9 protein-coding genes, 1 pseudogene and 1 riboswitch are annotated in these 14,543 nt (G+C 56.5%); of the genes and pseudogenes, 6 read left to right on the plus strand and 4 right to left on the minus strand.

The annotated features are described in order from the left end of the window. Positions 1 to 4 precede the first annotated feature (4 nt). A riboswitch (cobalamin riboswitch) is annotated at positions 5 to 236 on the plus strand. A gap of 135 nt (positions 237 to 371) precedes the next feature. The 4 genes from EOV40_RS02135 to EOV40_RS02150 are packed head-to-tail and all read left to right on the plus strand — an operon-like array spanning position 372 to position 5,219. Next, positions 372 to 2,543 carry a TonB-dependent receptor plug domain-containing protein gene (locus EOV40_RS02135; protein ID WP_128104910.1) on the plus strand — a complete coding sequence of 724 codons (2,172 nt, stop codon included), beginning with the start codon at positions 372 to 374 and terminating at the stop codon, positions 2,541 to 2,543. After that, positions 2,543 to 3,454: an ABC transporter substrate-binding protein gene (locus EOV40_RS02140; RefSeq protein ID WP_128104911.1), complete on the plus strand. Its 912-nt coding sequence runs from the start codon at positions 2,543 to 2,545 to the stop codon at positions 3,452 to 3,454. Before EOV40_RS02135 ends, EOV40_RS02140 begins: the two co-directional genes overlap by 1 nt. Further along, positions 3,451 to 4,464 (plus strand): FecCD family ABC transporter permease, encoded by a 1,014-nt coding sequence (locus EOV40_RS02145; RefSeq protein ID WP_128104912.1) that lies wholly within the window; start codon positions 3,451 to 3,453, stop codon positions 4,462 to 4,464. Before EOV40_RS02140 ends, EOV40_RS02145 begins: the two co-directional genes overlap by 4 nt. After that, entirely contained in the window at positions 4,458 to 5,219 is a 762-nt protein-coding gene (locus EOV40_RS02150) for an ABC transporter ATP-binding protein (RefSeq protein WP_128104913.1), read from the plus strand. Before EOV40_RS02145 ends, EOV40_RS02150 begins: the two co-directional genes overlap by 7 nt. Before the next feature lie 19 nt (positions 5,220 to 5,238). Here EOV40_RS02150 and EOV40_RS02155 read toward each other — a convergent pair whose 3' ends face one another. The 4 genes from EOV40_RS02155 to EOV40_RS02170 are packed head-to-tail and all read right to left on the minus strand — an operon-like array spanning position 5,239 to position 10,885. Next, complete coding sequence (locus EOV40_RS02155) at positions 5,239 to 7,482, minus strand: beta-N-acetylhexosaminidase (RefSeq protein WP_128104914.1); 2,244 nt, start codon at positions 7,480 to 7,482, stop codon at positions 5,239 to 5,241. Beyond that, complete coding sequence (locus tag EOV40_RS02160; RefSeq protein WP_128104915.1) at positions 7,479 to 8,465, minus strand: N-acetylglucosamine kinase; 987 nt, start codon at positions 8,463 to 8,465, stop codon at positions 7,479 to 7,481. Before EOV40_RS02160 ends, EOV40_RS02155 begins: the two co-directional genes overlap by 4 nt. After that, positions 8,465 to 9,397 (minus strand): N-acetylmuramic acid 6-phosphate etherase, encoded by a 933-nt coding sequence (locus tag EOV40_RS02165; protein ID WP_128104916.1) that lies wholly within the window; start codon positions 9,395 to 9,397, stop codon positions 8,465 to 8,467. The genes EOV40_RS02160 and EOV40_RS02165 overlap by 1 nt, the downstream gene beginning before the upstream one ends. Before the next feature lie 21 nt (positions 9,398 to 9,418). Next, positions 9,419 to 10,885 carry a sodium:solute symporter gene (locus EOV40_RS02170; RefSeq protein ID WP_128104917.1) on the minus strand — a complete coding sequence of 489 codons (1,467 nt, stop codon included), beginning with the start codon at positions 10,883 to 10,885 and terminating at the stop codon, positions 9,419 to 9,421. A gap of 617 nt (positions 10,886 to 11,502) precedes the next feature. On the opposite strand from EOV40_RS02170, the pseudogene EOV40_RS02175 reads away from it, so the two are divergent. Further along, positions 11,503 to 11,685 (plus strand): annotated as a pseudogene (locus EOV40_RS02175) (autotransporter strand-loop-strand O-heptosyltransferase); the annotation flags it as partial. Positions 11,686 to 11,687: 2 nt separating this feature from the next. Further along, positions 11,688 to 14,495 carry a Hint domain-containing protein gene (locus tag EOV40_RS02180; RefSeq protein WP_244296983.1) on the plus strand — a complete coding sequence of 936 codons (2,808 nt, stop codon included), beginning with the start codon at positions 11,688 to 11,690 and terminating at the stop codon, positions 14,493 to 14,495. Positions 14,496 to 14,543 lie beyond the last annotated feature (48 nt).

Below are 14,543 nucleotides of genomic sequence, written 5' to 3' on the forward strand. Positions count from 1 at the left end.
CCTGTAAACCACACCGCATGATGGTTTCCCCCAAGGGGAATGAAAAGGGAACCGGGTGCCCGCGCCATTGCCTGCAATGGTTTTGCGATATTCCCGGGCTGTCCCCGCAACTGTAAGCGGCATGGATGTGCACGCACGGCGCAAAGCGCTGGCCCACTGGAACAAACCTTTCCGGGAAGGGGTGCCACAACCGAAAAACCGCAAGCCAGGAGACCTGCCATCAGCACACAGTTGCAGACGGGGCATGTCAGCCGGGGTGTGCTGGCAGGCTGGGCAAGCGGTCAGCCAATGGGGTGGTTTGTGCCCTGTGGTGGAAAAAGCCGGGCCAAGTCTCGTGGCAACGCTGTTAAACCGCGAGATTGCCTTAACCCATGCGCCTAAAAAACCTTTTGCTTACCGGCTCTTCCCTGCTGCTGGTAGAAACCACTGCCGCCATTGCGGCAGATGCCACAAGCCCCGCTACATCAACGGGTAAAAACACCGTTGCTGCCAAAGTGGCCGTAACACCTGCCGCCACCGCTCCGGCGCAAAAGGCGCCTATCTCTCATGCAGCGGAGGGTGCGCAAGCTGTGCAGGCCCGCAGTGCGCAGGCTTACCCGGATTACGTTACGGTAAGTGCGGCACGCCACCCCATGCGGGCGGATGAAATTGGCACGGCCATGACGATTGTGACAGAAAAGCAGATCCTCACCCAGCAGCGCCGCACGCTTACAGATATTCTGGTCCGCCAACCGGGGCTGAATGTGGTGCGTTCGGGTGGCTTTGGCGGCACCACCTCCATTTTCATGCGCGGCAACAATGCCAACGAGGTGAAAGTGCGGCTGGATGGCATGGATATTAACGATGGCAGCTCCACCTCCGGCGCGTTTGATGCTGCGCAGTTTGTTACCGATGGCATGGGCCGCATAGAAATTTTGCGCGGGCCACAAAGTGGCCTGTACGGGGCAGATGCCATGGCCGGGGTTATTGATATTACCACAGCACAGGGGCAGGGCAGGTTTACGCCTTTTGTGCGGGTGGAAGGTGGATCTTACGGCACGTTCAATCAGGTTATAGGCGCGCGCGGCAGTAAGGGAAAGTTTCATTACAATGTTGAACTTTCCCATTACCGGCAGGATGGTTTTCATGAAATCCCGCGCTATATCGGCCGCTATTTTGGCGCAGACAAGGAACAGCGCCACCGGGGGGACAGAAACGATAACCGCTCCGCCAACATTCGCTTGGGCTATGATGTCACCCATAATTTTGATCTGGGGCTGACGGCCCGGCTGATACAGAGCAACCTGCACACCTACAGCGCCTATAATATGGAAGATGAATATTACAGTCGGCTAGGATATTACGGTGATGTAGGGAGCGAGCGTGAACACACCACGCAAAATCAGGACATTGTGCGGGGCACGGCGCATTTATCCTCATTCGGGGGCAGGTTCGATCAGGTGATTGGTCTGGGGTATATGACAGGCCGCAGAAGCTGGACAGAAACCGGCACCACGCTGGAAGGTGATGCCTTGCAGTATGACCCCACATATTACCGCACCAGCCGCATTAAAATAGATTGGCACGGCACTGTTAATCTGGACAAATACGGATCTCTGCTTGTGGGGGCAGAGCATTTTCATGATACGTTCAATTCCAGCCAAGGGAACAGTGCAGCATCTTCCACACCGTTCAGCACCAGCGCGGGCATGGATACCACAGCAGGCTATGGGCAGTATCAGGGCAACTGGAACAAGATTTTATATGGCGCGGCCAATATCCGGTATGATGCCAATTCCCGCTACGGCAATTACGTGACGTGGCGTGTGGCTCCGGCCATTCATATTCCGCACAGCGGCACGGTTATCAAGGCCAGTGCGGGCAGTGGCTTTCATGGCCCTTCATTGTATCAGCTTTTTGCCAACCAGATTTCCACCAGCTATGCGGAAAAAGGTAACCCCAACCTGCGGGCCGAACGCCTGATAGGGTATGATGTGGGCGTGGAACAAACGCTGGCGCATGACAAACTGCATTTTGGGGCCACATGGTATGAAAACCATGTGCGCAATCTTATTCAGTCTGTCAGTTCCTACGAAAATTACTATTCCACCTATTCCTACAATAACGTGGCCCGTGCCCGCATGTATGGCGTAGAAGCGTATCTGGATTGGAAAGCGCTGGATACGCTTGATTTCAACCTGAACTATACATGGACCCACGCGCGAGATGCCTCTACCGGCCAAGCCCTCCAGCGCCGCCCGCAGCACAAGTTCAACTTCAACACCACATGGCAGCCGGTGGATGGGCTCTCGCTTTCGGGCAATATTCTGTATGTCAGCGGTTCGCGCGATACGCCGGTTATTTCTGATACGTACCAGTATTGCAGCACATGCGGCAAAGACCACGGATATTTCACCATAGATCTGGCGGCCAGTTATAAAATCAACCGCTATGTCACCGTATTTGCGCGGGCAGATAACCTGCTCAACCGCCAGTATGAAAGCCCTATAGGCTACCTTCAGCCTGGCCGCGCAGGCTATGGCGGCTTTACGCTGAATTACTGATGCAGCTTTCCGTCTTCCTTCGCCGGGTGGTTGTGTGTGCATGGGGTGCTACCCTTGCGGCGTTTGCACCCGGTGCGGCATGGGCGGAGCGTGTGGCATCGCTCAACCTGTGCACAGATCAACTGGCCCTTATGTTGGCAGATCACAAGGATATTATAGGCGTATCCACCCTTGCGCGGGATTGTACGGAATCTGTGTTGTGCCAGCAGGCGCAGGATGTGCCGGTGTTGCAATCCACCGCAGAAACAGTGCTGGCCGCCAAGCCCGATGTGGTGCTGGCAGGCCGCTTTACGGCACGCTTGGCTGTGCGGGCCGCCAAGGAGGTAGGGGCCAAGGTGCTTACGTTGCCGCCTGCATCCTCCTTGGCGGATATTCCAGATCAGATCATGCAGGTTGCCAATGCGGTGGGGCAGCCAGAACGCGGGCGGCAACTTGTGGCGGCGTTTCAGGCCCGGTTGGCAGAAATAGCCACAACCCGCCAGGTGTCAGACCCCATAGCCGTGGTGTATGAGGCCAACGGTTTTGTGGTGCACGCCCATAGCCTGCCAGATGATGTGCTGGCCCGTGCCGGTTTGCGCAACTTCGCCACCACGGCAGGCACACCCCCCTTGGGTGGGCGCGTGCCGCTGGAGGTGCTGTTGGCGTATCACCCGGATTTATTGGTGAGAGACCCTTCCGGCCCCGGCCATTCCCTTGCGCAGGCCATGCTGTCCAACCCGGTTATGCTGGCTATGTTTGCGCCGCCGCATGTTGTGGATGTGCCAGCCCGCCTGTGGCTTTGTGGGTTGCCGCAAACGCTGGATGCCGTTGCCACATTACGCCATGCGCGGGATGGTATTGTGGCTGATGCTGCAAGGCATGTTTCACATCCCCCCATAGCACAACCCACGGTAAAGGAGACCCAACCATGAAGCCCCTGCGCCCTGTTGTGCTGAACACCCTGCTGGCGTTGCTGGTGGCTGTTATGGCTGTGGCCTCCCTATGGTGGGGGGAAAGCAGCATTAACGTGCCTGCGGCTTTGGCAGATTGGTGGAACGGTGCCCATTCCATAGGCGCGGTCATTATGGGGCAGTTGCGCCTGCCGCGCATGTTGCTGGCCCTTATGGTCGGTGGCACGTTGGGGCTAAGTGGTGCGGTGCTGCAAGGTTATTTGCGCAACCCGCTGGCAGATCCTGGCCTTTTAGGTGTTTCTGGCGGGGCGGCCCTTGGGGCTGTGTGCGTGTTTTATACAGGGCTTTTTCAAATTGCCTCGGCATTGCTGCCGTTGGGCGGCTTGGCCGGTGCATTGGTAACAGCCATGTTGTTGGTGGCCTTGGTAGGGCGCGGCGGGGCATTGGTGCTGTTGTTGGCCGGTGCGGCCGTTAGCAGCTTCACGGCTGCCCTTACGGCACTGGTGCTCAACCTGGTGCCCAGCCCCTATGCTACTTTTGAAATTATGCATTGGCTTATGGGGTCTTTAACAGATCGCACATTAAATGATGTGCTGCTGGCCTTGCCCGGTGTGGTGGCGGGTTGCGCCCTGCTTATGGGCTGTGCCCGCGCGCTGGATGCCCTTACAATGGGGGAAGATGTTGCCCAGAGCCTCGGCTTTCGGCTGGGGGGTGTAAGGGGCGTGCAAATGCGCGTGGTTGTGGGCACCGCATTGGCTGTGGGGTCCTGCGTTGCGGTTTCTGGCGCTATCGGGTTTGTGGGGCTGGTAGTGCCGCATTTGCTGCGGCCTTTGGCGGGGCATCGGCCATCTCGGCTGATGGTGCCAGCCTTTTTGGGTGGTGCTGCGCTTTTGCTGGCGGCAGATTTGGCTGTGCGGTTAATGGCCGGGCGTACAGAGTTGCAGTTGGGCGTGGTTACGGCCTTGGTGGGTGCGCCTGTGTTCTTCCACCGTGTGATCCTGTTTAGAAAACGGAATATGCTGTCATGCTGAATGTGCAGAATGTTGGCTTCAGCATAGAAGGCGCGCAGCTTCTCCAATCCGCCAGCGTGCGGTTTGAGGCCGGGAGTGTGACAGCCCTGATAGGCCCCAATGGTGCAGGCAAAAGCACATTGTTGCGCATTATGGCGGGGTTGCTGCCCGCCACGCAGGGGCAGGTGGTGTGTAATGGCGCACCATTGCAGCAGCTTACATTGGCCCAGCGTGCGCGGCTTATGGCGTATATGCCCCAAGATGTGCCGCCGTTTCCGCCCATGCCGGTGCGGGAGGTGGCATCACTGGGGCGTCTGCCCTATGGGGAATCTTCAGCACAGGCCTTGCATCATCCGGCAGTGGCGCAGGCTTTGGCAGAAGTGGGCTTGCAGGATTTGGCAGAGCGCCCGGCCAGCCAGCTTTCTGGCGGGGAGCGTGCACGGCTGATGCTGGCGCGCGCCTTGGCCGTGCAGGCCCCCATCTTGCTGGCGGATGAACCCGTAGCTGCGCTGGACCCGGCACATGCCTTGGCCGTTATGCAGGTGTTTTGCAAACTGGCAGCACAGGGCACATGTGTTGTGGTTGTGCTGCATGATCTGCTGCTGGCCACACGTTTTTGCAAAACGCTGGTGCTGATGCAGCAGGGGCATGTTCGGCACATCATCCCGCCCGCCCGTTTAACGGATGATATGGTGCGCCAAACTTACGGTGTAACCACCCGGCGGGTAGAAAACGCTGTTGTGCCGTGGGATTTATGCACGGCACAACCAAATTAGCATTTGCAAAAATATATGATCAGGGCAGGGTTAATCCGCCCTCACGCGTTACAAGTGCCTCCACACCCGGCACAATACGCTGGATGAGATCTCCCGCAGGTTGGGGCGTGTTGGTGACAACATGGATGGAGGAGGATGCTGCAATGTCCTTGCGTGCGGCATCCAGTGTTTCCCGCGCCTGTTCACGCCAGCCGGGGGTACGTTCTGCGCCTAGTGCCGCCAGCCCGGCACGCGCCAAAGCGGCCAGCCGGGCAGATGCCGCCAGTGCGGGCGTAAGGGCAGCATGGCGGGCTGCAACCTGATGAAACGCGGCATCATTATCCGCCCAGATTGTGAGCAGCCGCTCCAGCTCCGGTTTAAGCTCTACCTTGCCGTTTACAAAAGCTACTGCTTCTGCATTAAACTTTTCAGCCTCAAAGCTATCCGGGCTGGCAATATCTGCCGGGGTGTTTAAATCTTGCTCCGTGGCTGTCTGCTTATGGCGAATTTGTAAAAATTCGTGGTTATGGGCGTAATTGCGAATAGGGGAAACAGCACTTAGCAGCACACGCGGGGCCTGTGTTTCACCCGCTGCCAGACGGTCTAGCAGGGCTTCTGCATCTTCCTGGCTTTTCAGGCCCAGAAGGTCCAGCTTGTCTTGCGTTACGGCCAGCCTGCCATACAGGGTTTGGGGCACGCAGTTTTGCGGGGTAGACCAAAAACGCTCCGCCACAGCGGCCATACGGGGCCATAGGCGGGCATCCAGCATGTCTTCATCCACCACCTCTGTCCACAACGCGCCTTCGGCCCCCAGTATCAGGGTTTTCTGCTGCTTGGTTAAGGGGGGCACGGGGGCTTCGGGCTTGGTGTCTGTTGGGGTGGCAATGGTGCCGCCGGGGCCGGTTGTCTGGGCTGCGGCCTGTGCCTCTGCGGCATCCTTGCGGGTGTCTAGCGGGTCTGTCTCATAATAGGCAGAGGCCGGGAGCAGCCTGTCCAGATAATAAGGGCCGGAAACCACCACCGGCAAACCTGCCTCTGCCGCTTTTGCCGTGTTGGCCGGGCCGCGCCAGCTTTCTATAATGGTGTGGGGTGGTACGCTGGCGGCCAATATCTCATCCCACCCCATAACGGTTTTGCCATCGGCTTTGAGCATCTGCGCCACGCGGTTTGTAAAACTGGCTTGCAGATCAGCCGGTGTGGCAAAATGATGCGCCTGCATGTAGTGCGCAATGCGGGGGGTGAGTGTCCACTGCTTGGCCACCACCTCATCCCCACCAATATGGAACACAGGGTCCGGGAACAGGGCGGACATTTCAGCATACAGGCCGCGCACAAAAGTGTAGGTGGCGGGGTTTGTGGGGTCCAGCGCTGCGCGGTTGATCTCGGCGCGGTCTGTCGTGTTCATGGGCAGAACAGAGGCGTATTGAGGGTAGGCCAGCAGCATGGCAAAGCTGTGCCCCGGCGTATCAAACTCCGGCACAATGCGCACACCCCTGTCTGCCGCATACTGCACCAGATTACGGATTTCGGCCTGCGTGTAATACTGCCCGTGGCTGCTGATTTTTTGCAGGCGTGGGTAATGCCTGCTTTCTACCCGAAACGCCGCGCCATCTGAAAGATGCAGGTGCAGCACATTCAGTTTCACCATTTCCATGGCATCAAGCTGCCGTTCAATGGTGGGGATGGACATGAAGTGACGGCTGACATCCAGCATCAGCCCCCGCCATGCAAAACGCGGGCTATCCTGAATATGCGCCTGCGCCATAACGGGGCCTGTGGCCTCGCGCCGCACAAGTTGCACAATACTGGCCAAGCCGTGCAGCACACCGGCAGGGCCTTGCGCGGTAAGGGTTATGCCATCTGGCCCCACATCCAGCGTATAATCTTCCCGCATGGTGGGGGCGGGAAACGTGGCCTCACGCGCATACTGAATGTGGAGGGGAAAGGTATCTTTGTCCTTTCCCGCATTTTCCAGTGCAACAGTCTGCCCGGCCACTACGCTCATGCGGTTTGCAAAGCGCTGTGTGGCACGGGTTAAAAGCGGGGTGGGCGGGGTTTGCCAGATAACCTGCCAGTTGGCAGGCAGGGCAAAGGCAGATCCATCCGTTTGCAGGGTGTTGGGTGCAGGCATGATAACCGGCGGCCGTGGCGCGTTAAACGTTGCGGGCGGTGCGGTATCTGCCTTGGCGGGGGCAAGATGAGCACCAAAACCCGCCAGCACACCTATGGCGCACCCTGCTGCCAGAACACGTAAACCAGTGCGGATGGAAAACCCCTTTATCATGCAATCGCCTTTCCATGCGTGAGATTGCGGGCAAGTTGGCAGATCCATGTGGCATCAGTGTGCCATCCGGCCAGTTCTGCTGCTTTTAATACCGCCCCACCAATAGGGGGCAGCGTGGCCGGGTGCGGTTCTGCCCCCAGCAGGGATGTCACGGTTTGCAGCACAACGGGGTTGTGCATCACGCTGCCGCCGTAGCTCCATGCCAAGGGCAGGGGAGAAGGCGGCAGGTTGCTTACCTGCTTAGCCGTTGTATGGGCCAGTTCTGCCAGGTGCCTGCCAGCGGCACGCAGTAGGGCTATGGCGTATGTGTCTTCATTTAGGGCCAGCGTGTGCACGGTTGCCGCTACATCGCCCACGGCGGAGCGAGGGTGTGTGCGGGTGCGCAGCCATTCCCGCAGGGCATCTGGCGCGGTGGGGCCTGTGGTGGGTAGGTTCAGGCTGTGCAGCAGTTCTTGCGCAAATGCGGCAAAAGGCACGGAAGGGTCATCCAGATATCGCGTGGCATAGCCTAGGGCTTTGCGGCCTATCCAGTATCCGCCGCCTTCATCCCCCAAAAGCCAGCCCCAGCCGCCAGCGCGTGCTGTTTGCCCGTTTGCGCCAACAGCCATGGCGACAGACCCGGTGCCCGCCAGCACAAACACACCCGCCTGCCCGGCAAAGGCTGCGCGGTGTGCGGTTTCTACATCGTTTTCCAGCCACAGCCGCACATTGGGGCCAAGGGCAGTGCGGGCCACCTGTTCCTGCTGGGCGGAGGAAGGGCGTGCGGCATCATACCCCGCCATACCCAGCACGGCGGATTGCAACATGGTGCGCGGCATCTGTTCTAAAAGGTGGCGCAGGTTTTCGGCCCATTCTGGCCGGTCAAACGGGTTGCAGCCGGGGCCGGTAGCCTGTGCCAGCACGGTGGCATCGGGCGCTATCACCATCGCACGCGTATGGGTGCCGCCGCCATCTAGCGCCAGAATGGTAGGTTGGGCGGGCATCAGGCGTGGGCCTTTGCGGGTGTTTGTGCAGTAATACGGGCCAGAGCCTTGCGCAAATGCCCGCCACACAACACCAAAAGCTGCCGAGCCTGCGTAACATCCAGCCCGTTGCGCAGCAGCACGGCCAGTTTGATGCTGCCATTGGCCTGTTGCAGGGCCTCTTCTGCCTGCGCCTGTGTGCAGCCTGTAAGGTGGCGCAACATGCGGTGCGCACGCCGCACCAACTTGGCGTTAACAATGCGCATATCCACCATTTGCCCGCGCCATGTGTGGCCCAATCGGATCATCAATGTGGTGGAGAGCAGATTGAGCGTAACCTTTTGCGCTGTGCCGGCCTTCATGCGGGTAGAGCCAGCCACCACTTCTGGCCCGGTCTGGATCAGCACCGGGTATTCCGCATTTAGCAAACGCGTGTTGGGGCTGCATGACATGCCAATGCACAGGCTGCCTGCTGCCTTCGCGGTTTCCAGCGCAGCGCAGGTGTAAGGCGTGCCACCGCTGGCGGCCACACCTATTACAACATCCTGCGCAGTAGGGGCGTGGGCAGTTATGGCGCGGCGGGCTTCGGCCTCATCATCCTCGGCTCCTTCCACGGGGTTGAACAATGCGGCATCGCCTCCCGCCAGCATCAGCACCAGCCGTTCGGCAGGCCAGCCATAGGTGGGAATAAGCTCTACCCCATCTTGCAACCCAATACGGCCCGATGTGCCTGCACCCACGTAAAACAGGCGGCCTCCGGCTTCTAACCGCGGCACGGCGGCTGTAATGGCGGCTTCCAGTTGTGGCAGGGCAGATTTTACGGCAGCCACGGCCCCAAGCTGGCTTTCCAGCAGGGCTTCCAGCACCGTACCTGTGGGCCATATGTCCAGATCCGTATAGCGGGCATCCAGCGTTTCTGTGTGGGCAAGTGGAACAGAGGCAGGCTGGAGCATAAGCGGAAAACCTTTATAAAACTAACGGTGACTTCTCTTTTGTATCACATAGCGTAGGCCGACCAGCCCAAACAGTGTGATCATGCCCAGCACAATCAACCAGACAAACGCCAGCGGTTTGCCGTAGGGGTGCAGGTACATCATGGCCAGCACCATAAGCGGCATGCTCAGGCCAAAGGCGGGGGCCAGTATGCGGGCTTTTAAACCGGGCCATGCCATGCCTGCTATAAAGCTGGCCAGCATGGGGCCATACCCACATGCAGCAATGGAAAGCCCCACCAGCACGGCAGACTGGCTGCCCTGTGCAAACAGGCCCGCGCAAAGCACCAACGCCCCGGCCCAGAACAAGGTGATAACCCGTGCAAACCCAAGGCCGGAAAGGCTAAGCCTGCGGGCGACCCATGCGCAGGGGGCGGCAAAGTCTCCCACAGTGGCGGCTGTCATGGCGGATAGCGTGGCGGAGAGAGACCCCATAGTGGCTGCCAGCACACCTGCCAGCATCAACCCCCGCAGGCCGGAGGGCAGTTCCTGCGCAATATAGGCGGGAAAAACAGCATCCGGCGTGGCAAACCCGGCCTGATGCAGGGTGGCCCCACCATGATGCACCCATAACAGCACACCCACGCCAGAAAGCAGCGCAAACAAAAGGCCCACACCCACAGCACTGCCCATAAGTGCCAGCCGCGCATCACGCAGGCAGCGGGCCGCCAGCACGCGCTGTACCATAAGCTGATCTGTGCCGTGGGAGGCCACGGAAAGCACCGTACCGCCCAAAAGAGCAGCCAGAGGTGTGAAAGAACTTGTGAAAGGTGGCGTGTTATAAACAAATAAATCAAAACGACCTGCGGCTTGCAGCGTATGCAGCACACCCGCGGGGGCTGCATGCCATAGCAGGGCAAGGCAGGCCGCAGAGCCAAACAGATACAGCCCGAACTGAATACTGTCTGACCACACAACAGCGCGCAGGCCACCGCACAGCGTATAAAACAGCGTAACAAGCATAATGCCGCCCAGCAGCACGGCATGGGGCAGGCCCATATGTGCGGCATCCAGCATGGCGGCTAAAGGCAACATGCCTGCAAACAGACGCACCGCCTCGGCCAGCAAACGGGTGATGAGGAATGTGGAGGACGCCATGCGCTGCATGGAAGAGCCAAAGCGCTGGCCCAGCCAATCATACGCGCTCAGCATTTTGCCGGACTGGTAAAGAGGCAGAAACTTCCATGCCACAATGGCGCGACCTATCAGATACCCGAGCGCCAACCCCACAAAAACCATGCCGCTGCCATAGGCAATGCCCGGCACGCTAATAAGCGTAAGGGTGGAGGTTTCTGTTGCCACAAGGGAAAGGCATAGCGCCCACCAGGGCAGATCTCCATGCCCTTCAAGGTAAGCGGTGGCGGAGGTCTGGCGGCCAGCAAGCCCCAGCGCCAGAAGGGGCAGGGCAGTCAGATACGCCAGCATGACCAGCAGGTCGGCAAATGTCATATCAGGCGTAAAGATTTTGGCATGTTGTGGCTGCGCTAAAGCTGTTTTGGAAGAATAAAGTGAGCGTAGTTTTGCCGTTGCAAAAGATCAACCGCTTGGGCGCCTGTTGTTGTCTGATAGCAATGCATAAGGTTTGGCCGCATGTCTGCAATGCAAACAAAGCAGATGATGTGGGGCACTATTATACGCATTGTTTTGGGTAATATATTGAGAGGCGATTCTGGTGCGGAATGGGCCTTTCTTTAATTTTTCATAGTCAAGAAAAGCAAAGTTATATTGGACTATTTTGGTACGTTATTAATATCATGAAATGTGTTTGTTTTTTGGTTGCATTAAGGTTTTTGTTTGCCTAACAAGAAATAAGATTCTAGGGTGCAAAGATAATTTAACGAAGTACCTGATTTTTCGTGTGTTTTGCGCACATAACAGTTTTAGACGCGGGCATAATTGATGATGAGTAAAAATTTGAATGCGCTTTCCATGTCTAATCCAAAACGAATGTCTTTTTCCGCATCAAAAAGCGAAAATCAGCAAAATTATCTGACCCGCACGCGGCCGCAACCCCGATACAGGCAGGCCCCGAAGGTATCTTCTGAGATCTTACTGAAGGTGAGTGGGTCATGAACTGGCGCGCCCGCAATTCGTGCTGGAATGACCCTAAAGAGCGCTTCAATCACCAAGATTTCCTGTGGTGTCCGCGTCATGCAGGAACGCCAAGGCAGTTCGAATGCCCCCGACGGATCACGGTGCAGCAGGTGATTGAGCAGTGCAAGAATATCTTGAAACAGAAAGGTAAATGAAAATGAGTGATGCTCCAACCCGAGTACAGGGAACAGCAAAAGTTCCAGGAGAAGTAAATGGAAGTTCTGTTACCAGCGTTAATAACGTTTTTAACATGGGAACAGACAGCCTTACGGTAAGCGACGGAGGGACGGCCACAAACGTAACCATACAGGGGTATGGTTATGTCTATGGTGGCACCGCTTCTAACTGGAGCGCTCTTTCGGGTGCCTATATGGCAGTGGATAGCGCAGCTACGCTTACAAATTTTACCGATAATGGCGCATACGTTGAAGTAAACGGCGGTGCTATAGTTAATTCCGCGCAGGTATTAAATCCTTTTAAATTAGACGGAAAAGGCTACCTTATCATCAATAGCGGTACTGTGAATGGTGGTACTGCTACCTCTGGCGGTATGATTGATGCTAAAGGCACAAATGCTATTGCCAACAATGTTAGTACCAGTTCTGGTGGCCAGATTGTGGCAGAGCAAGGCACGGTTAACAGTGCTACCGTGGGGAATGGTGGTAGCTTTACTGTGTGGGCTGACGGAAAGGCAAACACTACGACTGTAAATGGCGGCGGTGAGTTCTACGTTAGTGGGACGGCAACTACGACGACAGTAAATTCTGGCGGCGATGTGTCGGCTTGTGGAAATGTGACTGGCACCACCCTCAACGATGGAAAGCTAACAGTTCTTGATGGTGGCACTGCTGATACGACTACTGTTAGCGGTACAAGCGCATCACTGTATGTGAACAGTAACGCGACTGCAAATAACAACACCATTGATGGCGGTAGCGTCTTTGTTGAGGGACTTGTCTCAGGCGGAACGCTGACTAACAAAGGCCAGATAAGGGTTTCCGCTGGGGGTGTGATTTCCAGCATCGATACGACAGACGGTAGTCTGTTTATTTCTGCTGGTGGTTCTGCCTATGATACAAACGTTGTGTCAGGCTTTACACAGGTTGACGGATATATTTCTGGCGGCTCCATCTACGATGGAAAAATCCAGATTGATTCTGGTGCCACAGCTTCTGGTGTTTCCGCTTCCGGCACGGACTTTCCGACACAAGGTACCATTGAGGTTGATGGCGGCACGCTTACTGATGCCACAACGCATGATTACGGTAACGTTACCCTTATTACCGGCACTGTAAATAACCTTTCCGCAACAGGCGGTGGTATTACAATGACCGGCGGCACACTCTCTGGCGGCACGTTCCAGAGTGGCGCTACCATGACTGTTAATGCAGGCGCAGTCAGCGGTACTGTTACCATTGGCAATAAGGGAAATGCCAATGTAAGCGGCGGAACTGTTTCCGATATCAACATTGCTTCTGGTGGTTCCGGGGCCATTACGGGTGGATCTGTTGCTGATGTTACTGTTTCATCCGGCGGCACGGTCAATTTTAATGCCGGCGCAGCATTAACGGACACACTCACGCTCTCAAGTGGTGGCACAGCTTCTATCACGGGCGATACAGGGGGTGCTGTTCAGCTTGGAGATGGCTATACAAGTGGTTTAACAATTACCGGCCTGAATACCTCTAAAGATACAAATGTTACGACAACGATTAACGGTTGGACCAAGGACAGCCAGATTGATCTGCAGTATGTGACATTTAATAATGCAAAATGGGAATATTCTGACGCAAATACTGTTGCGATCACAACAACAGATGCCACAACAGATGATACATATACTGTCACGCTGAACATACCGAATGTTGAAGCAACGGGTTTCAATCTGGTTAATGATAACCAGGGTGGTACAATCATTACCTGCTTCCTGGCTGGCAGCATGATTTGCACGCCTGATGGTGATGTGGCGGTTGAAGATCTCCAGATTGGTGATCAGCTTGTTACGTTTGATTGGGAACATGACAGGGAAGTTACCCGCCCGGTTGTATGGGTTGGCAAGGCCCATGCAAAAGTGCGGGCTGGTTTGCCGGATGATGAGGCCGGATACCCTGTGCGTATCCTTAAAAATGCTATTTCAGATGGCGTGCCTTACAAGGATATGCTGATTACCGCAGAGCATTGCCTGTGCTTTGAGGGCAAGTTTGTGCCGGCCCGTATGCTGGTAAATGGTTTTTCCATTTTCTATGATAAATCCATTACCTCTTACGATTACTATCACGTGGAAACAGACCAGCATTCCGTTATCACGGCCGATGGCATGCTGACAGAAAGCTATCTGGATACCGGCAACCGCCGCGCTTTCCGTCAGGAAGGTAAGGTTGCAACGCTACGCGGCGCAGTGCAGAGCTGGGCAGAAGATGCAGGTGCACCCCTATGTGTGGACCGCGCTTTTGTTGAACCGCTGTTCCACAGGCTGGAAGCACGCGGGAACAGCATGGTGGGCCACCGTGTGCCAGCAAAACAGGCTGTTGTGGCAGATCCTAACCTGCATCTGGTTACGCAGGCAGGGGCCATTATTCGCCCAATGCGGCATGAAGGCCAGCGTTACAGCTTTATACTGCCTGCCAATACGCAATCTGTGCGCATTGTTTCCCGCGCAAGCCGCCCGGCAGATGCGATCGGCCCGTTTGTGGATGATCGCCGTCAGATGGGTGTGGCTGTGGCAGATGTGCATTTTATCACCGCCAAAAAGCTGCATTCCATTACAGCGCATCTTCAGGCTGAAAAGCCCGCAGGCTGGCATGATACGGATTGGACAGATTGCGCATGGACAAACGGCAACGCCGTGCTGCCTTTGGGTGAGTGCACCAAAGGGAACATGGGCCTTCTGTCTCTGAACATTCGTGCCGCTGGCCCGTATGTGGAGCATGAAGCAGACAAACAGACACAGGTTCTTTCTGCCTGATTTTAAAAAGTTGGCTCTAAAAACAGGCTCTATCTCTTATGGGGGTAG

This window comes from Acetobacter oryzoeni (genome assembly GCF_004014775.2).
Classification (GTDB): domain Bacteria; phylum Pseudomonadota; class Alphaproteobacteria; order Acetobacterales; family Acetobacteraceae; genus Acetobacter; species Acetobacter oryzoeni.